General features: G+C 72.4%; 25 protein-coding genes and 5 tRNA genes. 21 read left to right on the top strand and 9 right to left on the bottom strand.

Annotated elements, in window-relative coordinates; translation table 11 throughout:
* Window positions 1–133 (bottom strand): roadblock/LC7 domain-containing protein (locus tag ACFPP6_RS31810; protein ID WP_146167043.1); only part of this gene is annotated, 133 nt, incomplete at its 3' end.
* Window positions 134–3,859 (bottom strand): sensor histidine kinase, encoded by a 3,726-nt coding sequence (locus tag ACFPP6_RS31805; protein ID WP_382049719.1) that lies wholly within the window; start codon window positions 3,857–3,859, stop codon window positions 134–136. It lies immediately after the preceding gene.
* Window positions 3,860–4,352: 493 nt separating this feature from the next.
* Here ACFPP6_RS31805 and ACFPP6_RS31800 point away from each other — a divergent pair, with 493 nt between their 5' ends.
* The 10 genes from ACFPP6_RS31800 to ACFPP6_RS31755 all read left to right on the top strand — a co-directional run bounded on the left by ACFPP6_RS31800 (window position 4,353) and on the right by ACFPP6_RS31755 (window position 9,251).
* Entirely contained in the window at window positions 4,353–4,574 is a 222-nt protein-coding gene (locus ACFPP6_RS31800) for a hypothetical protein (protein ID WP_382049717.1), read from the top strand.
* A gap of 128 nt (window positions 4,575–4,702) precedes the next feature.
* The gene (locus tag ACFPP6_RS31795) at window positions 4,703–5,485 is read left to right on the top strand and encodes a fumarylacetoacetate hydrolase family protein (RefSeq protein ID WP_382049715.1); all 783 of its coding nucleotides are present in this window, start codon (window positions 4,703–4,705) and stop codon (window positions 5,483–5,485) included.
* Window positions 5,478–6,950 carry a glutamate--tRNA ligase gene (gene gltX / locus ACFPP6_RS31790; RefSeq protein WP_382049713.1) on the top strand — a complete coding sequence of 491 codons (1,473 nt, stop codon included), beginning with the start codon at window positions 5,478–5,480 and terminating at the stop codon, window positions 6,948–6,950. Before ACFPP6_RS31795 ends, gltX begins: the two co-directional genes overlap by 8 nt.
* A gap of 194 nt (window positions 6,951–7,144) precedes the next feature.
* A tRNA-Gln gene (locus ACFPP6_RS31785) sits at window positions 7,145–7,216 on the top strand.
* Window positions 7,217–7,299: 83 nt separating this feature from the next.
* Window positions 7,300–7,372 (top strand) — tRNA-Glu (locus ACFPP6_RS31780).
* Between the two features lie 39 nt (window positions 7,373–7,411).
* Window positions 7,412–7,484: transfer RNA gene (locus tag ACFPP6_RS31775), tRNA-Glu, on the top strand.
* An 18-nt stretch (window positions 7,485–7,502) separates the two neighbouring features.
* Window positions 7,503–7,574 (top strand) — tRNA-Gln (locus ACFPP6_RS31770).
* Between the two features lie 41 nt (window positions 7,575–7,615).
* Window positions 7,616–7,691: transfer RNA gene (locus tag ACFPP6_RS31765), tRNA-Glu, on the top strand.
* An 83-nt stretch (window positions 7,692–7,774) separates the two neighbouring features.
* Window positions 7,775–8,284 carry an STAS domain-containing protein gene (locus ACFPP6_RS31760; protein WP_079110741.1) on the top strand — a complete coding sequence of 170 codons (510 nt, stop codon included), beginning with the start codon at window positions 7,775–7,777 and terminating at the stop codon, window positions 8,282–8,284.
* Window positions 8,274–9,251 carry an anti-sigma factor RsbA family regulatory protein gene (locus ACFPP6_RS31755; protein WP_382049710.1) on the top strand — a complete coding sequence of 326 codons (978 nt, stop codon included), beginning with the start codon at window positions 8,274–8,276 and terminating at the stop codon, window positions 9,249–9,251. Before ACFPP6_RS31760 ends, ACFPP6_RS31755 begins: the two co-directional genes overlap by 11 nt.
* Window positions 9,252–9,419: 168 nt before the next feature.
* Here the strand turns inward: ACFPP6_RS31755 and ACFPP6_RS31750 are convergent, their stop codons facing one another.
* Window positions 9,420–10,079, bottom strand: a complete 660-nt coding sequence (locus ACFPP6_RS31750) for a MerR family transcriptional regulator (RefSeq protein WP_382049727.1) — start codon at window positions 10,077–10,079, stop codon at window positions 9,420–9,422.
* A 93-nt stretch (window positions 10,080–10,172) separates the two neighbouring features.
* Here ACFPP6_RS31750 and ACFPP6_RS31745 point away from each other — a divergent pair, with 93 nt between their 5' ends.
* On the top strand, window positions 10,173–10,658 hold the full coding sequence (locus ACFPP6_RS31745) for a DUF4188 domain-containing protein (RefSeq protein WP_382049708.1): 486 nt from the start codon (window positions 10,173–10,175) through the stop codon (window positions 10,656–10,658).
* 90 nt (window positions 10,659–10,748) lie between these two features.
* On the opposite strand, the gene ndgR is transcribed toward ACFPP6_RS31745, so the two are convergent.
* Window positions 10,749–11,477, bottom strand: coding sequence for an IclR family transcriptional regulator NdgR (gene ndgR, locus ACFPP6_RS31740; RefSeq protein ID WP_058046440.1), 729 nt, complete (start codon window positions 11,475–11,477; stop codon window positions 10,749–10,751).
* A 127-nt stretch (window positions 11,478–11,604) separates the two neighbouring features.
* Here ndgR and leuC point away from each other — a divergent pair, with 127 nt between their 5' ends.
* The 4 genes from leuC to ACFPP6_RS31720 all read left to right on the top strand — a co-directional run bounded on the left by leuC (window position 11,605) and on the right by ACFPP6_RS31720 (window position 14,898).
* Complete coding sequence (gene leuC / locus ACFPP6_RS31735) at window positions 11,605–13,047, top strand: 3-isopropylmalate dehydratase large subunit (protein ID WP_382049706.1); 1,443 nt, start codon at window positions 11,605–11,607, stop codon at window positions 13,045–13,047.
* Between the two features lie 6 nt (window positions 13,048–13,053).
* Window positions 13,054–13,647 (top strand): 3-isopropylmalate dehydratase small subunit, encoded by a 594-nt coding sequence (leuD, locus tag ACFPP6_RS31730; RefSeq protein ID WP_382049704.1) that lies wholly within the window; start codon window positions 13,054–13,056, stop codon window positions 13,645–13,647.
* A 169-nt stretch (window positions 13,648–13,816) separates the two neighbouring features.
* Window positions 13,817–14,062 carry an SCO5555 family protein gene (locus ACFPP6_RS31725; RefSeq protein ID WP_058046443.1) on the top strand — a complete coding sequence of 82 codons (246 nt, stop codon included), beginning with the start codon at window positions 13,817–13,819 and terminating at the stop codon, window positions 14,060–14,062.
* A 125-nt stretch (window positions 14,063–14,187) separates the two neighbouring features.
* Window positions 14,188–14,898, top strand: coding sequence for an HU family DNA-binding protein (locus tag ACFPP6_RS31720; protein ID WP_382049702.1), 711 nt, complete (start codon window positions 14,188–14,190; stop codon window positions 14,896–14,898).
* 73 nt (window positions 14,899–14,971) lie between these two features.
* Here ACFPP6_RS31720 and ACFPP6_RS31715 read toward each other — a convergent pair whose 3' ends face one another.
* A complete protein-coding gene (locus tag ACFPP6_RS31715; RefSeq protein ID WP_382049700.1) occupies window positions 14,972–15,196 on the bottom strand; it encodes a hypothetical protein in 225 nt (74 codons plus the stop codon).
* A gap of 9 nt (window positions 15,197–15,205) precedes the next feature.
* Window positions 15,206–15,970 carry a 2-phospho-L-lactate guanylyltransferase gene (gene cofC / locus ACFPP6_RS31710; RefSeq protein ID WP_382049698.1) on the bottom strand — a complete coding sequence of 255 codons (765 nt, stop codon included), beginning with the start codon at window positions 15,968–15,970 and terminating at the stop codon, window positions 15,206–15,208.
* 131 nt (window positions 15,971–16,101) lie between these two features.
* Between cofC and ACFPP6_RS31705 the strand changes: the two genes are divergently transcribed.
* The 3 genes from ACFPP6_RS31705 to ACFPP6_RS31695 are packed head-to-tail and all read left to right on the top strand — an operon-like array spanning window position 16,102 to window position 19,032.
* Window positions 16,102–16,851: a lysophospholipid acyltransferase family protein gene (locus ACFPP6_RS31705; protein ID WP_382049696.1), complete on the top strand. Its 750-nt coding sequence runs from the start codon at window positions 16,102–16,104 to the stop codon at window positions 16,849–16,851.
* The gene (locus ACFPP6_RS31700; RefSeq protein WP_382049694.1) at window positions 16,848–17,849 is read left to right on the top strand and encodes an NAD(P)H-dependent glycerol-3-phosphate dehydrogenase; all 1,002 of its coding nucleotides are present in this window, start codon (window positions 16,848–16,850) and stop codon (window positions 17,847–17,849) included. Before ACFPP6_RS31705 ends, ACFPP6_RS31700 begins: the two co-directional genes overlap by 4 nt.
* Before the next feature lie 34 nt (window positions 17,850–17,883).
* Complete coding sequence (locus ACFPP6_RS31695) at window positions 17,884–19,032, top strand: D-alanine--D-alanine ligase family protein (protein ID WP_382049692.1); 1,149 nt, start codon at window positions 17,884–17,886, stop codon at window positions 19,030–19,032.
* On the opposite strand, the gene ACFPP6_RS31690 is transcribed toward ACFPP6_RS31695, so the two are convergent.
* Together ACFPP6_RS31690 and ACFPP6_RS31685 are read right to left on the bottom strand one after the other, a co-directional pair.
* Entirely contained in the window at window positions 19,029–19,532 is a 504-nt protein-coding gene (locus ACFPP6_RS31690) for a DUF3515 domain-containing protein (protein ID WP_382049690.1), read from the bottom strand. The genes ACFPP6_RS31695 and ACFPP6_RS31690 overlap by 4 nt on opposite strands.
* A 20-nt stretch (window positions 19,533–19,552) precedes the next feature.
* Window positions 19,553–19,786 carry an Lrp/AsnC family transcriptional regulator gene (locus ACFPP6_RS31685; protein ID WP_030369306.1) on the bottom strand — a complete coding sequence of 78 codons (234 nt, stop codon included), beginning with the start codon at window positions 19,784–19,786 and terminating at the stop codon, window positions 19,553–19,555.
* Between the two features lie 137 nt (window positions 19,787–19,923).
* Here ACFPP6_RS31685 and ACFPP6_RS31680 point away from each other — a divergent pair, with 137 nt between their 5' ends.
* Complete coding sequence (locus ACFPP6_RS31680; RefSeq protein WP_168091491.1) at window positions 19,924–20,937, top strand: thiamine-phosphate kinase; 1,014 nt, start codon at window positions 19,924–19,926, stop codon at window positions 20,935–20,937.
* Between the two features lie 10 nt (window positions 20,938–20,947).
* The gene (gene thiD / locus ACFPP6_RS31675; protein ID WP_382049687.1) at window positions 20,948–21,739 is read left to right on the top strand and encodes a bifunctional hydroxymethylpyrimidine kinase/phosphomethylpyrimidine kinase; all 792 of its coding nucleotides are present in this window, start codon (window positions 20,948–20,950) and stop codon (window positions 21,737–21,739) included.
* A gap of 222 nt (window positions 21,740–21,961) precedes the next feature.
* On the opposite strand, the gene rpmB is transcribed toward thiD, so the two are convergent.
* On the bottom strand, window positions 21,962–22,147 hold the full coding sequence (gene rpmB / locus ACFPP6_RS31670; protein WP_078660562.1) for a 50S ribosomal protein L28: 186 nt from the start codon (window positions 22,145–22,147) through the stop codon (window positions 21,962–21,964).
* A 322-nt stretch (window positions 22,148–22,469) separates the two neighbouring features.
* Between rpmB and ACFPP6_RS31665 the strand changes: the two genes are divergently transcribed.
* A complete protein-coding gene (locus ACFPP6_RS31665) occupies window positions 22,470–24,185 on the top strand; it encodes a DAK2 domain-containing protein (protein WP_382049685.1) in 1,716 nt (571 codons plus the stop codon).
* The last annotated feature ends 92 nt before the right edge of the window (window positions 24,186–24,277 follow it).

The raw sequence follows: 24,277 nt of genomic DNA, 5'->3' as shown, positions 1-24,277 counted from the left end.
GGAACCCTTCGGACATCGCCAGAAGGAGTCCGTCGGCGGAGACCACGACGGTGTGGGACACCCCTGGGGTGTTCTCCACGAAACTGGTGATCAACCAGTTCAGGTTCTGCGCCGCCTGGCTCATCGGACTCAACTAACGCTCCTGCTGGTAATCGGTGGGGTCAACCGTGTGGTTGCCCGTGGTCGAAGTCGTGCCGGCCTGACGCCCCTGCTGGATGCCCCGGCGGAGGTTGGTCAGACGGCCGCGCACGTCGTCGGGTGCACGCGAGACCTGCGGGCCGACCTGCTGGATCGGCTGCGTCGTCTGCGCGGCGCCCTCGACGAGGTTCGCCTTGGGGACGCGGCGCGGCAGTCCGGAAGCGGTCTTGCCGCCCGCGGAGGGCTCGCGGACCTGCTCGGCCCGGCGCCACGTCTCGTCGTTGGGGGACTGGCGCCAGTTGTCGGCCGGGGCCTGCTGGGGCTGCTGTGCCTGAGGCGCCTGGCGGGTCTGCGGGACCGGGCGGGCCTGGGACGGCCGGGTCGGCCGGCCTGCCTGCGGGGCCTTGGGGACCGCGCCGAGCGGGCCGCGCTCCGGGTCCTGGAGGGACTGGCGCGGACGGCGCTTCGGCAGGTTCTGACCGGAGGGCGCCTCCGGGGTCTGCTCCGGCGCGGCGGCCTGGTCCTCGCCGGCGGCACCGCGGAACCAGTTGGACTCCAGCTCCTCGAACAGCGGCGAGCTGTGCCCGGACTCACGGAGAGCCGGCTGGGCGAACTGACCGGTGGTGCTGGTCAGCGGGTCGTCGTCGAGCTCCGGGCGGGCGTACTGGCCCGACGTGCTGCCGGGCGCTTCGCCGATGGCGGGGCGGTCGTACTGGCCGGAGGTGCTGTTCGGCGTGTCGCCCTGCACGGGGCGGTCGTACTGGCCGGACGTGCTGCCGGGTGCCTCGCCGGGGGCGGGGCGGTCGTACTGGCCGGAGGTGCTGTTCGGGGCGTCGCCCTGCACGGGGCGGGCGAACTGGCCCGACGTGCTGTTCGGCGCGTCACCGTGCTGCGGCCGGTCGAACCCGCCCGCGGCGCCGCGGGGCTCCGGAGCGGACCCGATCGCAGGGAACTCGGCGGTGTCGCCCGGCCCGGCGCTCGGCAGCGCGGGGCGCGACGCGGGGAACTGACCGGTGCTCTCGACGTCCTCGTGACCGCGCGGGGTGTCCTGCGCGGAGCGCGCGGAACCGCCGCCGGACACGGGCCAGTCGTCCACGGGGGCCGCCGGCGCCTTCGGGGCCTGGGGCGCGGCAGCGGGCTGCTCGCTGCCCCAGCTCGGGGCCTGACGGGCCGGAAGCTCGCCGGCGCCGTTGCCACGGCCGGGCTGGCCGGGCCGGCCGGTCTGACCGGGCTGACCGGACGTGCCGGGCTGCTGCTGCTTGCCGCGGCCGCCGCCCTTGCCCGCCTGGGGCGGGGGCGGCACGGCGGCGGGGCCGCCGTTGCCACGCGTCGGCAGCGCGGGGCGGCCGCCGGGGCCCTGGGCGGGCGCACGGTCCGCACCGCCGCGCGGCGCGGTGTCGAAGAGGCTGCCCGCGGCGGGGTTGGCACCGCCGCCGGGCGCCGGGGCGGGACGCGTCGGCAGACCGCTGTCGGTCGCACCCTGGCGCGGGGGCAGGGCGGGGCGCTGCTGGCCGCCGGCGGCCGGCACCTGACGGCGCGGCGCGGAGCCCGCGACGCCGGGGTTGCCGCCCGGGGCGCCGGGCGCACCGTTGCCGCCGGCCGGGGGCACGGCGCCGGGCATCGGCTTCTTGCCGCCCTGGGCGACGTCCACCGGCAGCATGACGAGCGCGGTCGTACCGCCCGAGTCGGACGGACGGAGCTGGATGCGGATGCCGTGTCGCAGGGACAGGCGGCCGACCACGAACAGACCCATGCGGCGCGAGACCGAGACGTCCACGGTCGGCGGGCTGGCGAGCCGCTCGTTGATCGCCGCCAGGTCCTCCTGGGAGAGGCCGATACCGGTGTCGTGGATCTCGACCAGCACCCGCCCGTCGGGCAGCGCGTGACCGGTGACCTTGACCTTGGTCTGCGGCGAGGAGAACGAGGTCGCGTTCTCGAGGAGCTCGGCGAGGAGGTGCACGAGGTCGTTGACGACGCGGCCGGCGACCTCGGTCGGCGGCACACCGCTCAGCTCGATGCGCTCGTACTGCTCCACCTCGGACGCGGCGGCACGGAGCACGTCGACGAGCGGGACGGGGCGGGTCCACCGGCGGCCCGGCTCCTCGCCCGCGAGGACGAGGAGGTTTTCGCCGTTACGGCGCATGCGGGTCGCGAGGTGGTCGAGCTTGAACAGCGAGGACAGCTGGTCCGGGTCGGCCTCGCGGCTCTCGAGCTCGGAGATGAGCGAGAGCTGACGCTGGATGAGGCCCTGGCTCCGGCGCGAGAGGTTGGTGAACATCGCGTTGACGTTGCCCCGCAGAAGGGCCTGCTCGGCGGCGAGGCGGACGGCCTCGCGGTGCACGTCGTCGAAGGCCGCGGCCACCTTGCCGATCTCGTCGCGGCTGTGCACGCCGACGGACTCCACGGACGTGTCGACGTCCTGCGGGTCGGTCTCGGACAGCTGCTTGACGAGCTCGGGGAGGCGGTCCTGGGCGACCCGCTGAGCGGTGTCCTGCAGACGGCGCAGCGAGCGCACCATGGAGCGGGCCACGACGAAGGCGCCGACGAGCGAGATGCCCAGAACGAGGATGATCAGGACACCGTTGAGGATCGCGTCCTGCTGGGCGTCCTCACGCAGCTCGAGGGCCTTCTGCTCCATCTGGGAGAGCAGGGTCTGCTCGATCTTGGACATCTCGCCGAGCTTGACCGACGCCAGGTCGTACCAGTCCTTGTAGGACTTCGGCTCGTTCTTGAGGCCGTCCTGCTTGCTGAGGACGCGGTCGGTGTAGGTCTTGGCGGTCGTGATGTCCGCGTTGCCACCGGTGATCGCCTGCAGCAGCTGCTGGGAGTCGCCGCCGCGGATGGCGATGAAGCGGCGGATGGCCTCGTTCTCGGCCTCGTACGCCTCGTGGCCGTACTGCTGGTCGTTGCCCGAGAGGTACGGGCCCTTCTTGTTGGCGAGGGCCGCACTGATCACGGCGCGCTGGATCGACGCGTACTCCTTGGCGGCGGAGAACGTCGCCAGCGCACGCGTGCTGGTGATCATTTCGGCGTTGCTGGTCGCCTGGGCCATGTCCTGGGACAGCGAGAGCAGCGAGTTGATCAGGCCGTCGTAGTTGTTGACGGTCCGGGCGATGTACTCGGGCTCGTTCTTGTAGGCGTCCTTGCGGACGTCCTGGATCTTCTTCAGCTGCCGGCTGATGTCGACCAGGGTGGTCTGCACGCCGTTCATCGTCGGGTCGGTCGGCTTGACGCCCTGGGTGGCCCCGGTGAAGGCGTTGATGGCCTGGTTGGTCTTCTCCCGCGACGCCGCGACCGCGTCGTCGTCGGTCAGGCCCTTGGAGAGCGGGCCGGCGGACTTGTCGCGCTCCTCCTGGAGCGCGTTGGCCAGCAGGGTCGCGCGACCGGTCATCTCCGTGAGGAGCTTCATGTGGTCGAGCTGCTCGACGTTGTTGAGCGCGTCGTTGATGCGCAGGCCACCCAGCGTCGTCGCGGCGACGACCGGCAGGGCCAGCAGGGATACGAGGCGGGTGCTGATGCGCCAGTTGCGCAGGGCTATTCGTGAGCCGGGCCCACCGGGCAGCTTGGCCTTGTTCGCCTTGGCCTTCGCCTTTGACGTGGCCTGCTGGCGGTCTGCGGAACCGTCGCCCGCCGGCCCTTCGGCGGGCGTGCCGCGGTCGTTCGCACCGCGCGGCTCCGGCTCCGCCGCAGCGCTGCCATCCCTCTTGAAACGTCCCTGCACTAGCGTCGCAACCTCTGGACCAGGCGCCCCGCCGGTCGAAGGCGGGACGGTGTCGAGTCGTGGGGGGACCGCGGTTGCCCCCTGGCGGTCCGTGGAATTCCAGCACAGTGCCAGATCTCCAACAAGGCCGGTGCACCGCACCCGCACCGGCATCACGCTCAGTGCCGGAAATCGTCACGGGGCGTAGAGGACCAGGGCCTTTATAAAGGGCATAGGCGGGCAAGTCGGCGGGGCGACGGGGAGGCTCGTCCGGTGTCCCAGATTCCATGATCAGGAGCGGAACGTCAGGTTCAGCCCTGCAATGTCCGTTTCGTGAAAGCCGGAAGGCCGCCCGCTATGCGGCATTTTTCAGTGCTCTCGTGAGCAAACTCACAAGCAACTCAGGACTTCTCCCGCGGACGCGTGGGGATAGGCGCGCCTAGCCTGTTCCTTTACGCAGGCCGCGAGAACACCCCCCGCGCACCCAGCGCACCACGACACCGCGAGGCAGCAAGTGAAGACCAGCACGACGAAGCTGACGTCCCGGAAGGCGACCCCGAAGGCGAACCGGAAGACCGCCAACCCGCGCCGCACGACGCTCGTCCACCTCGACGACAGCGCCTCCCTGCGGATCGCCGAGGCCGTCGCCCACGCCACCGAGCTGCCGCAGGTCACCGCGAACCCGCGCCGCACGGTGCTGATGACGGCACCCGTCGTCGTCATCCCCCAGGACTGAGCGCCGCTCCCACGGGGCCGGCCGCCCGGTCCGGCCCCGCGGATCCGTCGCGCACGGGCGGCCGGCGGCCCCCGCGATAGCCTGGGGTGTCAGACTCCGGCCGGATCAGATAGGGGCAAAAGCTTCCCGTGCGCATCGCCAGGTTCTCCATCGACGGCAACGTCGGCTACGGCGTCGTGGAGGGGGATGCCGCCACAGAAGGCGGCCCCGTCCTCGACATCATCAAGGGCATCCCCTACGGCGACTTCGAGCGCTCCGGGACCAAGGTCCCGCTGGACAAGGTCCGCCTGCTCCCGCCCGTCCTGCCCAGCAAGGTCGTGGCCATCGGCCGCAACTACGCCGAGCACGCCGCGGAGCTGGGCAACGAGGTCGGCGACATCCCCGTGGCCTTCCTCAAGCCCTCCACCTCGGTGATCGGCCCGGGCGCCGCCATCGAGTACCCCTCCTTCTCCAGCGAGCTGCACCACGAGGCCGAGCTGGCCGTGGTCATCGGCCGCATGTGCCGCGAGGTCCCCCGCGAGCGCGTGAAGGACGTCATCCTCGGCTACACCTGCGCCAACGACGTCACCGCGCGTGACGCCCAGCAGCGCGAGAAGCAGTGGGCCCGCGCGAAGGGCTTCGACACCTCCTGCCCGCTCGGCCCCTGGATCGAGACCGAGCTCGACCCGGCCGACCTCGGGATCATGTGCACCGTCAACGGCGAACAGCGCCAGCTGGGCCGCACGAGCGACATGGTGCGCTCCATCGAGGACCTGATCGTCCACATCACCGAGGCGATGACGCTGCTCCCCGGCGACGTCGTCCTCACCGGCACCCCGGCCGGGGTCGGACCCCTGAACGTCGGCGACGAGGTCGCCGTCACCATCGAAGGCATCGGCACTCTCACCAACAAGGTGATCAAGCGTGGCTAACGCGAACGTCCGCGTACGTTTCTGTCCCTCGCCGACCGGCAACCCCCACGTGGGCCTGGTCCGCACCGCCCTGTTCAACTGGGCGTTCGCCCGCCACCACGGCGGCACCCTGGTCTTCCGCATCGAGGACACCGACGCTGCGCGCGACTCGGAGGAGTCGTACCAGCAGCTGCTCGACTCGATGCGCTGGCTGGGCTTCGACTGGGACGAGGGCCCCGAGATCGGCGGCCCCCACGCGCCGTACCGCCAGTCGCAGCGCATGGACATCTACAAGGACGTCGCGCAGAAGCTCCTGGACGGCGGCTACGCCTACCGCTGCTACTGCACCGCCGAGGAGCTCGACGAGCGCCGCGAGGCCGCCCGCGCCGCCGGCCGCCCCTCCGGCTACGACGGCAAGTGCCGCGTCGTCACCCCCGAGCAGCAGACGGCGTACGAGGCCGAGGGCCGCGCCTCCATCGTCCGCTTCCGGATGCCCGACGAGGCGATCACCTTCACGGACATCGTCCGCGGCGAGCTGACCTTCACCCCGGAGAACGTGCCTGACTACGGCATCGTCCGGGCCAACGGCGCGCCCCTGTACACGCTCGTCAACCCGGTCGACGACGCCCTGATGGAGATCACCCACGTCCTGCGCGGCGAGGACCTGCTCTCCTCCACCCCGCGGCAGATCGCCCTGTACAAGGCGCTGATCGAGCTGGGCGTCGCCAAGGCCGTCCCCGAGTTCGGCCACCTGCCGTACGTGATGGGCGAGGGCAACAAGAAGCTCTCCAAGCGCGACCCGCAGGCCTCCCTGAACCTCTACCGGGAGCGCGGCTTCCTCCCGGCGGGCCTGCTGAACTACCTGTCGCTGCTCGGCTGGTCGCTCTCCGCCGACCAGGACATCTTCTCGATGGACGAGATGGTCGCGGCGTTCGACATCAAGGACGTCAACGCCAACCCGGCCCGCTTCGACCTCAAGAAGGCCGAGGCGATCAACGCCGACCACATCCGCCGCCTGGACGTGAAGGCGTTCGCCGAGGCCTGCGAGCCCTGGCTGCAGGCCCCGCACGCCCCGTGGGCGCCCGAGGCCTTCGACCGGGCCGCGTGGGAGGCCATCGCCCCGCACGCCCAGACCCGCCTCACGGTCCTCTCCGACATCACCGCCAACGTCGACTTCCTCTTCCTCGACGAGCCGGCCGAGGACGAGGCGTCCTGGGCCAAGGCGATGAAGGAGGGCTCGGACGCCCTGCTGCGCACGGCCCGCGCCAAGCTCGCGGACGCCGAGTGGAACGCCGACGCCATCAAGGCCGCCGTCGTCGCGGCGGGCGAGGAGCACGGGCTGAAGCTCGGCAAGGCCCAGGCCCCGGTCCGGGTCGCGGTCACCGGCCGTACGGTCGGCCTGCCGCTGTTCGAGTCGCTGGAGGTCCTCGGGCGCGAGCGCACGCTCGCCCGCGTGGACGCGGCGCTGGCGAAGCTCACCGCCTGACACAAGGCCCTCACGGGGCCCGGCAGCCTCTCCCGGGGCCGCCGGGCCCCGTTGCGTCCGCACAGGGGCGTCTATCGATTTTGGCCCCCCGTCCTCCTTCGGGTAATGTTCTTCCTGCGCCGCCCGAGAGGGCCGAGAGGCCGGAGCGGAGGGCGCAAGCCGGACAAGCCCCCCTGAGGGGGGTGGAGTTACGGTGGGGTATGGTGTAATTGGCAGCACGAGTGATTCTGGTTCACTTAGTCTAGGTTCGAGTCCTGGTACCCCAGCAAGAGAAATTCTTCGCTGAAATTCTCTCGCAAAACTACTGATAAAGTAGGAAGCGCGCGAAAGCGCAAAAAGCGAAGTGCAAGCCCCCGTTGTGTAGCGGCCTAGCACGCCGCCCTCTCAAGGCGGTAGCGCCGGTTCGAATCCGGTCGGGGGTACAGATTTCCACTCAGGGGGACCTGGAGGAGATCGCTAGGGCCCCCGTTGTGTAGCGGCCTAGCACGCCGCCCTCTCAAGGCGGTAGCGCCGGTTCGAATCCGGTCGGGGGTACTGGTTATAAAACCACCATGGGCTATGGTGTAATTGGCAGCACGAGTGATTCTGGTTCATTTAGTCTAGGTTCGAGTCCTGGTAGCCCAGCGCAGATTGCTTTTTGAGTCTGCAGAGCAAAACAAAAGCAAGCCCCCGTTGTGTAGCGGCCTAGCACGCCGCCCTCTCAAGGCGGTAGCGCCGGTTCGAATCCGGTCGGGGGTACCACAGAGAGAATGCCTCCCGCATAGGCGGGGGGCATTTTTTCATGCGGCCTTCCATGCGCCCCGGCCCGGCCCGATAATCCCCTCATGGCCCATCCCCGCGGCGGCCGCTGCCGGCTCCGCCGCGCCACGAAGCCCTGCCCGCCGCGGAGTTCGGGCACCGGCGGGGCGCCGGAGTTGCGTCAGCACGACATCCGTCGCCGCGAGCCCGCCGCACTGGACGCCCTCGCAGCGGCCCATTCCAGGAGCGTCGAAGTGGATCCTCTCGTCCGCACGGCCGAACTGACCGTCGTCCCCACCGTCAGCCCGCCGGGCCTGCGGATCGTAGGGGTGGTCGACGCCGACTCGCACCGCCACCTCAGGGACGCCCTGCAGTCGGTGGCCTCCGTCCGCGGCGACCTGTGCCTGGAGATGTCCCGGGTGGAGTTCCTGGACCTCGCGGGGCTGCGGCTGCTCATGACCTTCGCCCGGGCCCGAGCCGCCCGCCACTGCACCGTGGAGCTGGCCGGGGTGCCGCCCCACCTGCTGCAGGTCATCACCCTCATCGGATGGGACACCACGCCCGGCCTGCGGCTGGGGGCCGCGCATGGCTGCTGACCGCGCCGGCCTGACCGGGTTCGTCCACCACGCCTGCCTGTACGGCTCCGACGCGGAGTTCCTGGCGATGGCGGTGCCCTTCGTGGAGGACGGCTTCGCCGCCGGGGAGCCCGTCCTCGCCGCCACGACGCCCGCCAACATCGAGCTGCTCCGGGAGGCCCTGGGGGAGGGCGCCCACCACCTCGACACCGCCGAGACCGCCTACTTCGGGCGCCGCCCCGTCGAGCGGGTGTCCGCGTTCCTGCGCTACCACGGGCGCCGCGCCCGCCCCGGGCGGCGGACGCGGATCATCGCCGAGCCGGTGTGGGGCGGCCGCTCCGCCCGCCAGACCGCCGAGTGGAAGCGCATGGAGTCCGGGCTCAACGTGCTCCTCGCGGACCTGCCGGTGTGGATGATCTGCCCGTACGACACCCGCGTCGTCCCCGGGGACGTGGCCGAGGCCGCCGTGGCCACCCACCCCGTGCGCCTGGACGGCGAGCGGCAGACGCCCTGCGACGCCTACGCCGATCCCGCGGCCTACGCCGCCGCGGTGCAGGGCCCCGCCCCGTGCGCGCCCTCCTCGGCGCGCGGCACGGAGCCCACGGCCGACGTCCCGGAGCTGCGCCGCCTCGGCCACGAACGGGCCGCCGGCGCAGGCCTGACCGGCAACCGGCTCGCCCTCGCCGAGCTTGCCGTGCACGAGGCCGCCGTGTACCTCCTGGCCCCCGAGGGCGCCCGTCTCACACTGCGGTCCTGGGAGGAGCCGGGCGCCGTGGTGTACGAGCTGCGGCGCACGGGGCCCGACGGCGCCGCCGTGCCGCCGTTCGCGGGATACCGCCCGCCCGCACCGCCCGGCGACGCGCAGGGGGCCGAGGACGGCCTGTGGCTCGCCCGCAGCCTCGCCGACTTCGTGGAAGTGACCACGCGTGGGTCGGAGACCGTCCTGACCTTGCGCATGGCGGGCCCGGGGGACGCGGAGCGGCTGTGAGGGGCGGCGGGGCGTGGCGGGGCGTGGGGCGCCGTGGCCTGAGGGCGTGGGGCGCGAGGCGCCGGCGCCTCATGCCCCGCCTCATGCCCCGCCTCGTGCTCTGCCTCATGGGTCCGTGCGGCCGCGCCCCATGCGGCGGGGAGGGGCGACGGGCCGGGGCCCCGCGCCTCAGGCGGGCTTTTCGCCGCCGGTGAAGCGCCGGGCGGACTCCTCGGCGTGCGCCATGCGGCGCAGGCTCAGCAGCACGGGCTCGTAGAGGACCGTCAGCGCGACGGCCGCCTCGATCTGGGCGGTCGGCGTGGGCTCCTCCTCGACCAGGTCCAGGTCCGTGACCGCCAGCTCGGCCGCGAGCCGTCCGTACGGCAGCAGCTGGGCGACGCCGCACGGGTACCCGAGGCGCCTCAGCGCGGCGACCGCCGCGACCAGCGTGCGGTAGGCGGGGGAGAGCTCCGCGAGCTCCTGGTCGTGCCGCCAGCCCAGGTGCTCCAGGAGCGCGTTCACGGTGCGGCCCGCGGCTTCGGCCGCCGGATCGTCGTCCGCGGCGACCTCCCGGCCCTGCGACAGTGCCTGCGTGGCCGCGCCGAGCCTCCGGTGGTGCCCCAGGGAGTCGTCCTCGGCGGCGGCGATCACCTCGCGCGCGGTGGCCACGGGCATCTTGCCCAGCTGGATCAGGGCCCGCACCAGGCGCAGCCGGCGCAGGTGCTCGTCGCCGTACTCGGCCTGGGTGGCGGAGATCCTGCGGCCGGGCTGGAGCAGCCCCTCGCGCAAGTAGTACTTGATCGTCGCGGTGGACACACCGCTGCGTTCGCTCAGTTCCGCCAGTCGCATGGCCACTTGCACCCTTCCTTGGAGAGCGGCACTATCCAAGCATGGATAGCAGTGCTATCCAATGCGCTGTTCACAGTGACTGGGGGAGCTCTCATGAGTGCACAACCGATTCCGGGGCGGGTCACCGCCGCGGCCGAGGGGGACGTGGTCGTCTTCATGATCGGCATGCGGATCAACAAGTGGCGGGCGGTGCGCCACTGGCTGCCCACCCTCGGCGCGATGCCGCGGATGCTCAAGGAGCTCTCGCGCGACCCGGACAGCGGCCTGCTCGGCTACCGGCCGCTGGCGAGTGGCTTCGGGGACCTGGCCGTCGTCCAGTACTGGGAATCGCGCGAAAAGCTGCTCGCCTACGCCGCCGACCGGAGCAAGGAGCACCGCCCCGCCTGGGCGGCGTTCAACCGCCGTGCGCGGGCCGGCGGGGGAAGCGTCGGCATCTGGCACGAGACGTACGTGGTGCCCGCCGGTTCGTACGAGTCGATCTACGTCGGCATGCCGGCGCGCGGGCTCGGTGCGGCTTACGGCACGGAGCCGGTGGCGCGCCGCGGGGAGCGCGCGGCGCAGCGGTTCGCGAGCGCCTAGGGAACTGCATGGAGCGGCGCATGGGGCCCGGGCCCCATGCGCCGCTCCGTCGTCCTGTCGTGTCTTACCCGCTCGTGTCGTCTTGCCTGCTCAGCCGTTGCGGCGCAGCGCCTCCGTCAGGCGCACCGCGGCGTCCAGCACCGCCTGGGCGTGCATGCGGCCCGGGTGGCGCGTCAGGCGCTCGATCGGTCCGGAGACCGAGACGGCGGCGACCACGCGGTTGGAGGGTCCGCGCACGGGGGCGGAGACCGAGGCGACGCCCGGCTCCCGCTCGCCGATCGACTGGGCCCAGCCCCGGCGCCGCACGCCCGAGAGCGCCGTCGCCGTGAAGCGGGCCCCCTGCAGACCGCGGTGCAGCCGCTCCGGCTCCTCCCAGGCCATCAGCACCTGGGCGGCCGAGCCGGCCTTCATGGGCAGCGTGGAGCCCACCGGCACCGTGTCCCGCAGGCCGGACAGGCGCTCCGCCGCGGCCACGCAGATGCGCATGTCGCCCTGGCGGCGGTAGAGCTGCGCGCTCTCGCCCGTGACGTCCCGCAGGTGGGTGAGCACGGGGCCCGCCGTGGCCAGGAGCCTGTCCTCGCCGGCCGCCGCCGCCAGCTCGCTCAGCCGCGGTCCGAGGATGAACCGGCCCTGCATGTCCCGCGCCACCATGCGGTGGTGCTCCAGGGCCACCGCGAGCCGGTGCGCCGTCGGACGCGCCAGGCCCGTGGCCGTGACGAGCCCGGCCAGGGTCGCCGGCCCGGACTCCAGCGCGCTCAGCACCAGAGCCGCCTTGTCGAGTACTCCCACGCCGCTCGAGGCGCTACCGGTGTTGTCCATGCAACGATACTTGCGTCTCACACTGTGAAACGCAAGTTCAAATTTCCCGGAGACGCGCCAACCTGGACGGAGAGCACCCACAGGCACACGAATGTGACCGGCGAGGACGCCGGCCGGAGGGACAGCGATGGGACGCACACTCGCGGAGAAGGTCTGGGACGACCATGTCGTCAGGCGCGCCGAGGGCGAGCCCGACCTCCTCTACATCGACCTGCACCTGCTGCACGAGGTCACCAGCCCGCAGGCCTTCGACGGTCTCCGCAAGGCCGGCCGCCCCGTGCGGCGCCTGGACCTCACCATCGCCACCGAGGACCACAACACCCCGACCCTCGACATCGACAAGCCCATCGCCGACCCGGTCTCGCGCACCCAGCTGGAGACGCTGCGCAAGAACTGCGCCGAATTCGGCGTCCGGCTGCACCCGCTGGGCGACGTGGAGCAGGGCGTCGTCCACGTGGTGGGACCGCAGCTGGGGCTGACCCAGCCCGGCACCACCGTGGTCTGCGGCGACAGCCACACCTCCACCCACGGCGCGTTCGGCGCGCTGGCGTTCGGCATCGGCACCAGCCAGGTCGAGCACGTCCTCGCCACCCAGACGCTCCCGCTGGCCCCGTTCCGCACCATGGCGGTGACCGTCGACGGCGAGCTGCCCGAGGGCGTCACCGCCAAGGACCTGATCCTCGCCGTCATCGCCCGCATCGGCACCGGCGGCGGCCAGGGCTACGTCATCGAGTACCGCGGCACGGCCATCGAGCAGCTCTCGATGGAGGCCCGCATGACCGTGTGCAACATGTCCATCGAGGCGGGCGCCCGGGCCGGCATGATCGCGCCCGACGAGACCACGTTCGCCTACCTCGAAGGCCGGCCCCACGCCCCCCGCGGGGCCGACTGGGACGAGGCCGTCGCGTACTGGCGCACCCTGCGCACCGACGACGACGCCGTCTTCGACCACGAGGTCGTCATCGACGCCTCCGAGCTCTCCCCGTTCGTCACCTGGGGCACCAATCCGGGGCAGGGAGCGCCCCTGTCGGCGCACGTTCCCGACCCGGCCTCCTACTCCGACCCCTCCGACCGTCTCGCCGCCGAAAAGGCCCTGGAGTACATGGGGTTGACGGCGGGTCAGCCGCTGCGCGACATCCGCGTGGACACCGTGTTCGTGGGCTCGTGCACCAACGGCCGGATCGAGGACCTGCGCTCCGCCGCGGCCGTCCTGGAGGGCCGCCGGATCGCCGACGGCATCCGCATGCTGGTCGTGCCCGGCTCCGTCCGGGTGGCCCTGCAGGCCGTCGACGAGGGGCTCGACAAGGTCTTCACGGCTGCCGGTGCCGAGTGGCGCCACGCGGGCTGTTCGATGTGCCTCGGTATGAACCCCGACCAACTGGCGCCGGGCGAGAGGTCCGCGTCGACCTCCAACCGCAACTTCGAGGGCAGGCAGGGCAAGGGCGGCCGCACCCACCTGGTCTCGCCCCAGGTGGCCGCCGCCACCGCCGTGGTGGGCCGTCTGGCCTCCCCGGCCGACCTGCCCGGCCCGGCCGGCGCGTCCGACGTCCGCACTCCCCTGGGGGCCTGAACAGCCATGGAAGCTTTCACCACGCACACCGGCCGCGCCGTACCGCTGCGCCGCAGCAATGTCGACACGGACCAGATCATCCCCGCGCACTGGCTCAAGAAGGTCACCCGCGACGGCTTCGAGGACGGGCTGTTCGAGGCCTGGCGCAAGGACCCCGAGTTCGTGCTGAACCGTCCCGAGCGACGGGGGGCCAGCGTCCTGGTGGCCGGTCCGGACTTCGGCACCGGCTCCTCCCGTGAGCACGCGGTCTGGGCACTGCAGAACTACGGGTTCAAAGCGGTCGTCTCCTCGCGTTTCGCCGACATCTTCCGTGGTAACTCGCTCAAGAACGGACTGCTGACCGTCGTCCTGCCGCAGGAGACCGTCGACGCCCTCTGGGAGCTGACCGAGGCCGACCCGGCCGCCGAGGTGACCGTCGACCTCGTGGCGCGCCAGGTCCGGGCCGGCTCGATCACGGCTGATTTCGACCTTGACGAGAACGCCCGGTGGCGCCTGCTGGAGGGGCTCGACGACATCGGCCTGACCCTGCGGCACGAGCCCGACGTCGCCGCCTTCGAGGCCGGAAGGCCTTCTTTCAAGCCCTCCACGGCCCGGATCTGACACGGATTTCGCGCCCCTTCGGGCGCCCGGAGCGATGCTCGGGGGACCCCGGATTTTCGCTGCTCACCAAGGGTTTGGCATGATGCGCCCCCTGTCTTCGGACAGGGGGCGCATCGCTCTGTTGAGGCCCTGTGAAGCGACAACTCGCCTCAGATGGCACAATCGGTGCATGGAACGCGACAGCCAACTCGAGCTATACCGGCTCGTCGCGGACCGACTCAAGGAAGCGCACTCCCGGGTGCGCGCACTGCAAGTCCCGGAGGGCGTACGGATGGCGCTGTCCCGGAAGCTGCTGGCCATCACGGCCGCGGCGAAGCACGATCTCTCAGGCGCCGCAATGCGTCTGGACCGGCTGATGAACGACCTCGACGAGGGCCGTTTCCCCGAAGAGCCCGACCGTGACGGAACTCCGTGATGGTCGAGTTCGTTGCGGCACAAGGGTGATTAGACCGTTTCGTGTTTGATTTGCGGTATATATCTGCCTAACGTGCGAAAAGGCTGGAGCGCATTCGTTCCAGCAATGTCTCCGAAGGGGAAGACGTGAACAAGGCGCAGCTCGTTGAAGCGATTGCCGACAAGCTCGGCGGCCGTCAGCAGGCCGCAGACGCCGTCGACGCGGTGCTCGACGCGATCGTCCGTGCAGTCGTCGCGGGTGACCGGGTCTCGGTCACCGGCTTCGGTTCGTTCGAGAAGGTCGACCGCCCGGCCCGTTACGCCCGCAACCCGCAGACGGGTGAGCGCGTGCGGGTCAAGAAGACCTCGGTGCCGCGCTTCCGCGCGGGCCAGGGCTTCAAGGACCTGGTGAGCGGCTCGAAGAAGCTGCCGAAGGGTGGCGAGGTCGCCGTCAAGAAGGCGCCCAAGGGCAGCCTTTCGGGCGGCAAGGTCACCGCCAAGGCCGCGGCCAAGAAGGCCACCGCCAAGAAGACGACGGCGAAGAAGGCCACCGCGGCCGCCACCGCCAAGAAGGCCGCCGCGAAGAAGACCACCACGGCGAAGAAGGCCACCACGGCCGCCGCCAAGAAGACGACGGCGAAGAAGACGACGGCGAAGAAGGCCACCACGGCCGCCACCGCCAAGAAGACCGTCGCCAAGAAGGCCGCCCCGGCGAAGAAGGCCACCACCGCCACCGCCAAGAAGGCCGCCGCGAAGAAGACCGCGCCCGCCAAGAAGGCCACGGCGACCAAGGCCACGACGCGCAAGACCACCACCGCGCGCAAGACCACCGCCAAGAAGACCGCCGCCAAGAAGTAAGGCGGCGAACGGCGTCACGCGCCGGGCCGGGCTCCCCTCGGGGAGCCCGGCCCGCGGTGTGTCCGCGCCCCGGTCAGAGCGTCTGCAGCGTCACCAGCGTCACGCGGCGGCCCTCCGGGGCACCCTCCGCGCCCGCGGCGCCCTCCGTGCACTCGATGCGCACGCGCTGGCCCGGCCGCAGCAGGCGCAGGCCTCCCGCGTCGAAGGCCGCTGCGTCGAAGGACAGCGGGGTGCCGTCGTCCAGGAGCACGCTCCCGGAGCGCGTCTGAGGGTCGAAGGTGTAAGCGGTGGCCTGCATGTCAGCAGCCTAGTCGGCGCGCGGGGCGGAGCGTTCCGCGGCGGACTCCCCGTGCCGCTGCGCAGTGCCCGCACGGGGCGGCCGCACCGTGCTCCTGCGGCCTCCGCCGCCCGGCTCCGCGGGGGCGCCCACGAGGGCGGCCGTACGGGGCCCCACGCCCAGGGCCAGGGCGGCCCGCAAATCCGCCTCCGTATCCACGTCCCGGCGCACGGAATCCACCCCGGTCAGCCCGATCTCCCGGGCCCCCGAGTCCCGGTGCCGGGCGCGCGAATGTCCTTCGAACGCCGGCGCCAATTCCATTCCCGGTGCCGCCGCCAGCAGCGTCGTTCCGATTCCCGCCGCGTCCGCGAGAAATGCGCGGGGGAATTCCGTGGCGGAATCGAGGACCCGGCCCAGTTCCGCCGGGCGCAGGGCGGGAAGGTCCGCGTTGAGGGTCGCCACGGCGGCGCCGGCCCGTCCGGCGCGTACGGTCCGCGCCCCGTGCGCAAGGGCGCCGTTCAGGCCGCCCGGCCCCCCGGGTTCGGCCAGGACGCGCGCCCCGAGGGCGGTGAGCTCGGCCCCGGCCAGCGGATCGTCCGTGACGACCACCACATCCCGTACCGCCGCACAGGCCAGTGCCGCGGCCACGGTGTCCACGGCGAACGCCAGCGCGAGCGCGGCACGGGGCCCCTCCCCGGCCCCGGTGCCGAGACGGCTCTTGGCCAGGGCCAGCGGCTTCACCGGCACCACCAGCGTCCAGACCACATCCGCCCCCTCTCTTCGCATCCGCCTCATTGTCACCCGCTGCCGCAGCCGCCCGCGGAGCGCGGGGTTACGGTGTTCTCGACAGACCGGGGACCTGGGGCGACACTTGTGCGGCCTCCGGGTTCAGCACAGCTCCAAGGTCCCAAGAGAAGGGTGTCCGAGTGTCCCGCCACAGAATCGGCTTCTGGTACCGCTTTACGGCGGTGTTGGCTAAACCGCCGCTCGTGGTTCTGTTCAAGCGGGACTGGCGGGGAATGGAGAACATTCCGGCCGACGGCGGTTTTATTACCGCCGTCAACCACAACTCGTATCTCGACCCGCTCTCCTACGCCCACTACCAGTACAACACCGGGCGCGTCCCCCGCTTCCTGGCCAAGGCCGCCCTGTTCAAGGGCAGCTTCGTCGGCGCCGTCCTGCGCGGCACGGGGCAGATCCCCGTCTACCGGGAGTCGGCCGACGCCGCGGCCGCCTTCAAGGCCGCGGTAGAGGCCATCAACAAGGGCGAGTGCGTGGCCTTCTACCCCGAGGGCACCCTCACCCGCGATCCCGACATGTGGCCCATGGAGGGCAAGACCGGCGCCGCCCGCGTCGCGCTCCTCACCCGCGCACCGGTCATCCCGGTCGCCCAGTGGGGCGCCAACGAGGCCATGCCGCCGTACGCCAAGGAGAACAAGCTCCGGCTCCTGCCCCGCAAGACGCTCAAGGTGCTGGCCGGCCCGCCCGTCGACCTCTCCGCGTACTACGGCAAGGAGCCCACCGCGGACGTCCTGCGCGCCGCGACCGACGACATCATGGCCGCCATCACCGCCCTCCTCGCCGAGCTGCGCGGCGAGCCGGCCCCCGCCGAGCCGTACAACCCCAAGAAGGCCCGCGCCGCGGCCCGCCGCAAGGCCCAGGAGGACGAGAAGTGACGCGCTGCGCCGTCTACGGCACCGGATCCTGGGGGACCGCCTTCGCGATGGTCCTCGCGGACGCCGGCTGCGAGGTCACCATGTGGGGGCGGCGCGCCGCCCTCGTGGAGGCCGTCAACACCACCCGCATCAACCCCGACTACCTCCCGGGCGTCGAGCTCCCGCGCTCCGTGCGGGCCACCACCGACCCCGCCGAAGCCGCACGGGGCGCCGAATTCACCGTCCTCGCCGTGCCCTCCCAGACGCTGCGCGGCAACCTCGCCGAGTGGGCGCCCCTGCTGCCCGCGGACACCGTCCTCGTCTCCCTGATGAAGGGTGTCGAGCTGGGCACCGCCAAGCGCATGAGCGAGGTCATCGAGGAGGTCGCCAAGGTCTCCGCCGACCAGGTGGCCGTCCTGACCGGCCCCAACCTCGCCAAGGAGATCGCCGCGCGGCAGCCCGCCGCCGCCGTCGTCGCCTGCCGCGACGAGTCCGTGGCCAAGCGCCTCCAGGCCGCCTGCCACACCGCCTACTTCCGCCCGTACACCAACACCGACGTGGTCGGCTGCGAGCTCGGCGGCGCCGTCAAGAACGTCATCGCCCTCGCCGTGGGCATCGCCGACGGCATGGGGCTCGGCGACAACGCCAAGGCCTCCCTCATCACCCGCGGCCTGGCCGAGACCACCCGGCTGGGCCTCGCCATGGGCGCCGACGCGCACACCTTCGCCGGCCTCGCCGGCATGGGGGACCTCGTCGCCACCTGCGCCTCCCCGCTCTCCCGCAACCGCACCTTCGGCGCGAGCCTCGGCCGCGGCATGACCCTCTCGGAGACCATCGCGGTCACCAAGCAGACCGCCGAGGGCGTCAAGTCCTGCGAGTCGGTGCTGGATCTGGCGCGGCGCCACGGAGTCGACATGCCGATCACGGAGACCGTGGTGGAGATCGTGCACGAGGGCAAGCCGCCGCTGGTGGCCCTCAAGGAGCTGATGTCGCGCAGCGCCAAGGCCGAGCGGCACTGACGCCGCCCGCACCACGAGGTACTCTCGTCGCGATATGAGCAGCGAGATCACCCCCCAGAGCCCTGGCCGGAAACCGCGTGTGGCGGTCGTCTTCGGCGGCCGCAGTTCCGAGCACGCCATTTCCGTGGTCACCGCCGGCGCCGTGCTGCGCGCCATCGACCGCACGAAGTACGACGTGCTGCCGATCGGCATCACCACGGACGGCCGTTGGGCCCTCACCGCCGACGACCCCGAGCGGATGGCCATCGCCGACCGCGCGCTGCCGAGCGTCGCGCAGCTCGCCCAGTCGCCCGACGGCTCCGTCGTCCTGCCGGTCGACCCCTCCGACCGCGAGCTCGTCTACACGGAGCCGGGCACGATGCCCAAGGCGCTGGGCGAGGTCGACGTGGTCTTCCCCGTCCTGCACGGCCCCTACGGGGAGGACGGCACCCTCCAGGGCATGCTGGAGCTCTCCGGCATCCCCTACGTGGGTGCCGGCGTGCTCGCCTCGGCCGTCGGCCAGGACAAGGAGTACATGAAGCGCGTCTTCATCTCCTTCGGCCTGCCCGTCGGCCCGTACGAGGTCGTCCGCCCCCGCGAGTGGGACACCGACCCGGCCGCCGCCCGGAAGAAGATCGTCGACTTCGCCGGCGAGCACGGCTGGCCCGTCTTCATCAAGCCCGCCCGCGCCGGCTCCTCCATGGGCATCACCAAGGTCGACGACGTCTCCGGCCTGGACGAGGCCGTGGCCGAGGCCCGCCGCCACGACCCGAAGATCCTGGTCGAGTCGCTGCTGCGGGGCCGGGAGATCGAGTGCGGCGTCCTGGAGTTCGAGGACGGGCCGCGCGCCAGCGTCCCCGCCGAGATCCCCCCGGTCACCGCCCACGACTTCTACGACTTCGAGGCGAAGTACATCGACTCCGCCACCGGTCTCGTCCCCGCGCCGCTGACGCCGGAGGAGACGGCGAAGGTGCAGGAGCTCGCCGTGCAGGCCTTCGACGCCGCCTCGTGCGAGGGCCTCGTGCGCGCGGACTTCTTCCTCACCGAGGACGGGGAGTTCGTCATCAACGAGATCAACACCCTGCCGGGCTTCACGCCGATCTCCATGTACCCCCGCATGTGGCAGGAGAGCGGCGTCGGCTACACCGAGCTGATCGACCGCCTCATCCAGGCGGCCCTGCGCCGGCCCACGGGCCTGCGCTAGACGACCCCCACCGGGATCGTCCTCGCGACGGCGCCGGCGAGATCGGTGAGCGCACCGAGATCGCCGGCCTCGCCGACGACCTTCCTCGGCAGCGTCACCTCCACGAACGCCTCCCGCAGGGTGGTCGTGCAGCGGACGCTGCCGTCCGGCTGCCGCTCCGGCAGCCAGTCCACACCGTCGATCTCCACCGAGTCCGCGGCGGGGTTGTAGTGTTCGGAACCGGGCTTGATGATCTCGGGACGCTCCACCCCGCAGCGCAGGGCGATCGCAGGATCACCCCACACGGCGGTGAAGTCCGAGACGGGAGCGGCGGTGCGCCGCTGCTTCCCGTCCACGGTCTTCGGCAGCTCCTTGTGCAGGGCCCGGCAGAGCCCGGCCGCCCGCGCCGACGGCGTGGGGACCGCGGGACCCTCCGCGCCGCCCGACGACGAGCAGCCGGCGGCCGCGCACAGCACGACGACAGCGGACAGGCCGAAGGGCCGGCGGAGGGAAGACTTCACCGGGCGAGCATACGGGGGACCTAGAGATGGACGACCGGGCAGGTCAGTGTGCGGGTGATGCCCTCCACTGCCTGGATCCTGGCCACCACCATGCGGCCGAGCTCGTCCACGGTCTCGGCCTGCGCGCGCACGATCACGTCGTACGGGCCGGTCACGTCCTCGGCCTGGATCACCCCCGAGATCTTCGAGATGACTTCGGCCACGGTCGACGCCTTGCCGACCTCGGTCTGGATCAGGATGTACGCCTGTACCACGGAACCTCCAGGGCGGCTACGAGGATCATGTGGGGAGAAGAGACGCCACGGTACCGCGTCGCCGCACGGCGCGGGGAGACCCGCGCTGCCTGCGCGGCGCGGCGTATGTCACAACCGATACTCCTAGGAGGAGCTCAGTGAAAGGCACCGTGGGCGAGTTGGGGGAGTTCGGGCTCATCAGAGAGCTTACTTCCCGGCTCACCACCACCCCTGCGGTCCGGCTCGGGCCGGGTGACGACGCCGCGGTGGTGGCTGCGCCCGACCGGAGGGTCGTGGCCAGTACGGATGTGCTTCTGGAGGGGCGGCACTTCCGCCGTGACTGGTCGACCGCCTACGACGTCGGGCGCAAGGCCGCCGCGCAGAACCTCGCCGACATCGCAGCGATGGGCGCGGTGCCGACCGCGATCCTGCTCGGCCTGGTCGTCCCCGCCGAACTCCCCGCCACCTGGCCGACCGAGCTGATGGACGGCATCCGCGACGAGTGCCAGGTCGCCGGTGCGGCGGTCGTCGGCGGCGACGTGGTGCGCGGCGAGACCATCACCGTCGCCATCACGGCCCTCGGCGACCTGCGCAACCACGAGCCGGTCACCCGCTCCGGCGCACAGCCCGGCGACATCGTCGCCGTCACCGGGTGGCTCGGCTGGTCCGCGGCCGGACTCGCGGTGCTCGCCCGCGGTTTCCGCTCGCCCCGCGCCTTCGTGGAGGCCCACCGGCGCCCCGAACCGCCGTACCACGCGGGCCCCGCCGCGGCGGGCCTCGGCGCCACCGCGATGACGGACGTCAGCGACGGCCTCATCGCCGACCTCGGCCACATCGCGGAGGCCAGCAAGGTCCGCATCGACCTGCACACCGCGGCCATCGACGTGCCCACCCAGATGTCCGACATCGGCCAGGCCGTCGGCGTCGACCCGCTGCAGTGGGTGCTGACCGGGGGAGAGGACCACGCGATCGTCGCGACGTTCCCGCCGGACGTGAAGCTGCCCGCCCGCTGGAAGGTCATCGGCGAGGTCGTCAGCCCCTCCGCCCTGCCCCAGGTCACCGTGGACGGGGCCCCGTGGGACAAGGCCGGCGGCTGGGACCACTTCGGGGAGCTGGAGCCGGGGGACCAGCACGGTGCGGGGCCCCACGGGCCGCACGGGGCGGCGCTGTAGATTCGGCCCCATGCCGATACCCCCACGCGTGCTGACCGTCGCCGGATCCGACTCCGGCGGCGGTGCGGGCATCCAGGCCGACCTCAAGACCATGCTCGCCCTCGGCGTGCACGGCATGAGCGTGGTGACGGCCGTGACCGCACAGAATTCCCGCGGCGTGCAGGGGGCCTGGGAGCTGCCCGCGGAGGCCGTACGGGCCCAGTACCGCAGCGTCGTCGACGACATCGGCGTCCAGGCCGTGAAGACGGGCATGCTCGCCTCGGAGGAGCTCGTTCGCACCGTCGCCGAGCTCCTGGCGGGCACCGCCGCCCCCGTGGTCGTGGACCCGGTGGGCATCTCCAAGCACGGCGACGCCCTGCTCGCCGCCTCCGCCCTGGACGCGGTCCGCACGAAGCTGCTGCCGGCGGCCACCGTCGCCACCCCCAACCTCGACGAGGTCGCGTGGCTCACGGGCCTGCGGGTCGTCTCGGAGGCCGGCATGCGCCGTGCGGCGGACGCCGTGCTCGCGTACGGGCCCCGGTGGGCGCTCATCAAGGGCGGGCACCTGGAGGGGGACGCGCTGGACCTCCTCACGGACGGCGCCGAGGAGCACTGGCTGCGGGCCCCGCGCCACGACAACCGCCACACGCACGGGACGGGGTGCACGCTGGCGAGCGCCATCGCCTCCGGGCTCGCCAAGGGGCACACGGTGCCGGAGGCGGTGGCGGCCGCCAAGGACTACGTCACCGGCGCCATCGCGGCCGGCTTCCCCCTGGGGGACGGCATCGGGCCGGTCGACCACGCGTGGCGGTGGCGTTCTTAGCGCATGGGGCGGGCTCAGCGCATGGGGCGGGGGAGGCCCGGCCTCACGGCGGTGAACGGATCAGGCGTGAACGGATCCGGCCCAGGCCGTGAGCGGGCACGGCAAGAAGCCGGCCCACCGCTAGGTGGACCGGCTTTCAAGGCAACCAGATGGGCAGCGCCACGACGTGAGACGTCACAGCGAGACCGGCTCGCCCCCGCTCGCGCGGGGGACAGCACTCGCTTAGCGCGAGACCTTGTCGGCCTTGATGCACGAGGTGCAGACGTTGAGCCGCTTCGGCGTCCCACCGACCACAGCACGCACCCGCTGGATGTTGGGGTTCCAACGACGGGGGGTACGGCGGTGCGAGTGCGAAATAGCGTTGCCGAAGCCCGGCCCCTTGCCGCAGACGTCGCAGTTGGCAGCCACGGGTTACTCCAAAGACGGGTCACCCCCGCTTACGCGGAGACGACAGGCACGTACGGAAAATCCCTGCGTGCCGAAATCTGTAGTGACCGGCATTACCAGGGGGATGGCCTGATTCTCATCAGGCAACCGGAGCAGCATACAACGGCCGCTCCCGTTCGACGAAACTACCATGGCTGCCCGGGCTGTGACCTGTCCGACCTGTCTGACCTGTCCCGTCCCCCCGTTCCCCCGGCCCGCCGCCCGCCCTCCCTCCGGGCCGCGCCCCGGGACTAGTCTGCGATCACCGCTCCACCGCCCCCGGGAGTCCGAGGAGGACACACACGTGCCGCACCCGCTGGACGCCTCCGCGGTACGCACCTGGTGCGCACTGGCTCTCGACGCGCTGGGGCGGGCCCGCGAGGAGATCGACGCCATCAACGTCTATCCCGTACCGGACGGCGACACCGGCACGAACCTGTACCTGACCGCCGAATCCGCCGCCAGGGCCGTCGACGCCGTCTTCGACGGCCACGCCACCACCGGCCCCGCCTCCCGCCCCACGCTCCCCGACGCCGTCCGCGCCATGGCCCACGGCGCCCTCATAGGCGCCCGCGGCAACTCGGGCACGATCCTGGCCCAGCTGCTGCGCGGCATGGCGGAGGTCCTGGCGGGAGGCGGGGAGCCGCGCCCCGCGCCCTCCCGCACGGGGCGCCCCGCCGCCGACGCCGAACTGCTGCGCCGCGCCCTGCGGCGGGCCGTGGAATCCGCGTACGAAGGCGTCGCCCGCCCCGTCGAGGGCACGATCCTCACCGTCGCCTCGGCCGCCGCCGACGCGGCGGCCGACGCGCAGGGCGACGCCGCCGCGGTGGCCCGCGCCGCGGACGAGGCGGCCCGCTCCGCCCTCGCGATGACCCCCGGCCAGCTCGACGCCCTCGGCCGGGCCGGAGTCGTCGACGCCGGCGGCCTCGGCCTCGTGGAGGTGATCGGAGCGCTCGCCAGGGCCCTGTCCGGGGAGGCCCTCCCGCGCGGCACGCGCGCGTGGACGCGGCCCGTCCCCGTACCGCCGCAGCCCGCCGCCCCGGCGCAGGGCCCCGTGCCCTGCCCCGCCACCGCCCCGGGCGGCACCTCGCCCGCCTTCGAGGTCATCTACCTCCTGGACGCCGACGACACCGCCGTCCCCCGCCTGCGCACCCGGCTCGACGCCCTGGGCGACTCCCTCGTCGTCGTCGGCGGCGACGGCCTGTGGAACGTCCACGTCCACGTGGACGACGCCGGAGCCGCCGTCGAGGCCGGCATCGAGGCGGGGCGCCCCCACCGCATCCGCATCACCCACTTCGCGGGAGCCGCCGGAGCCGCCGCAGCCCCGGCAGGCGACCCCGGCCGCACCCGCGAGCCCGCCCAGCGCGCCGTCGTGGCGGTCGTCCCCGGCGAAGGCCTCGCCGGGCTGTGCGCGGACGCCGGCGCCACCGTCGTCGCGGCCCGCCCCGGGGAGCCCCCCGCCAGCGGGGAGCTCGTCGACGCCATCCGCCGCGCCAACGCCCGCGAGGTCGTCCTGCTCCCCAACGACCCCGAGCTGCAGCACACCGCGGCCGCCGCGGCCGAACAGGCCCGCGCCGCGGGCGTCCGCGTCGCCCTCATCCCGACCCGCGCCGCCGTCCAGGGCATCGCCGCGCTCGCCGTCCACGAGCCCGCACGCCGCTTCGACGAGGACGTCGTCGCGATGACCTCCGCCGCCGGAGCCACCCGCTACGCCGAGCTCGCCGTAGCCGAACGGCAGGCCTGGACCATGGCCGGCGTCTGCCAGGCGGGCGACGTGCTCGGCCTCATCGACGGCGACGTGGCCGTCATCGGCTCCGACCTCGCCGCCACCGCCGCGACCGTCCTGGACCGCATGCTGGCCGCGGGCGGCGAAATGGTCACCCTCGTCCTCGGCGCGGACGTCCCCGACGCCGTGGCCGACCGCCTGGAGCGGCACGTACGGGGCGGTCACCTCGCCGTCGACACGGTGGTCTACCGGGGCGGGCAGCAGGCGCCACCGCTGCTCATCGGCATCGAGTGACGCCGGACGGGACGCCGGACGAGGCACGGGACGACAGACGGAACAACGGACGGGCAACAGCAGGGACGGCAGACAGTACGGCAGACGAGACA

It is taken from the genome of Streptomyces aureoversilis, from assembly GCF_042657885.1.
Taxonomy (GTDB): domain Bacteria; phylum Actinomycetota; class Actinomycetes; order Streptomycetales; family Streptomycetaceae; genus Streptomyces; species Streptomyces aureoversilis.
Note: the sequence above shows the minus strand (reverse complement) of the source record. Positions and strands in the feature narration are given on the sequence as shown.

Coding starts and splice junctions, on each gene's coding strand:
- ACFPP6_RS31760 (WP_079110741.1), top strand. CDS start 7,775: ATGGCCCATCCCCGCGGCGGCCGCTGCCGGCTCCGCCGCGCCACGAAG.
- ACFPP6_RS31755 (WP_382049710.1), top strand. CDS start 8,274: ATGGCTGCTGACCGCGCCGGCCTGACCGGGTTCGTCCACCACGCCTGC.
- ACFPP6_RS31750 (WP_382049727.1), bottom strand. CDS start 10,079: ATGCGACTGGCGGAACTGAGCGAACGCAGCGGTGTGTCCACCGCGACG.
- ACFPP6_RS31745 (WP_382049708.1), top strand. CDS start 10,173: ATGAGTGCACAACCGATTCCGGGGCGGGTCACCGCCGCGGCCGAGGGG.
- ndgR (WP_058046440.1), bottom strand. CDS start 11,477: ATGGACAACACCGGTAGCGCCTCGAGCGGCGTGGGAGTACTCGACAAG.
- leuC (WP_382049706.1), top strand. CDS start 11,605: ATGGGACGCACACTCGCGGAGAAGGTCTGGGACGACCATGTCGTCAGG.
- leuD (WP_382049704.1), top strand. CDS start 13,054: ATGGAAGCTTTCACCACGCACACCGGCCGCGCCGTACCGCTGCGCCGC.
- ACFPP6_RS31725 (WP_058046443.1), top strand. CDS start 13,817: ATGGAACGCGACAGCCAACTCGAGCTATACCGGCTCGTCGCGGACCGA.
- ACFPP6_RS31715 (WP_382049700.1), bottom strand. CDS start 15,196: ATGCAGGCCACCGCTTACACCTTCGACCCTCAGACGCGCTCCGGGAGC.
- cofC (WP_382049698.1), bottom strand. CDS start 15,970: ATGAGGCGGATGCGAAGAGAGGGGGCGGATGTGGTCTGGACGCTGGTG.
- ACFPP6_RS31695 (WP_382049692.1), top strand. CDS start 17,884: ATGAGCAGCGAGATCACCCCCCAGAGCCCTGGCCGGAAACCGCGTGTG.
- thiD (WP_382049687.1), top strand. CDS start 20,948: ATGCCGATACCCCCACGCGTGCTGACCGTCGCCGGATCCGACTCCGGC.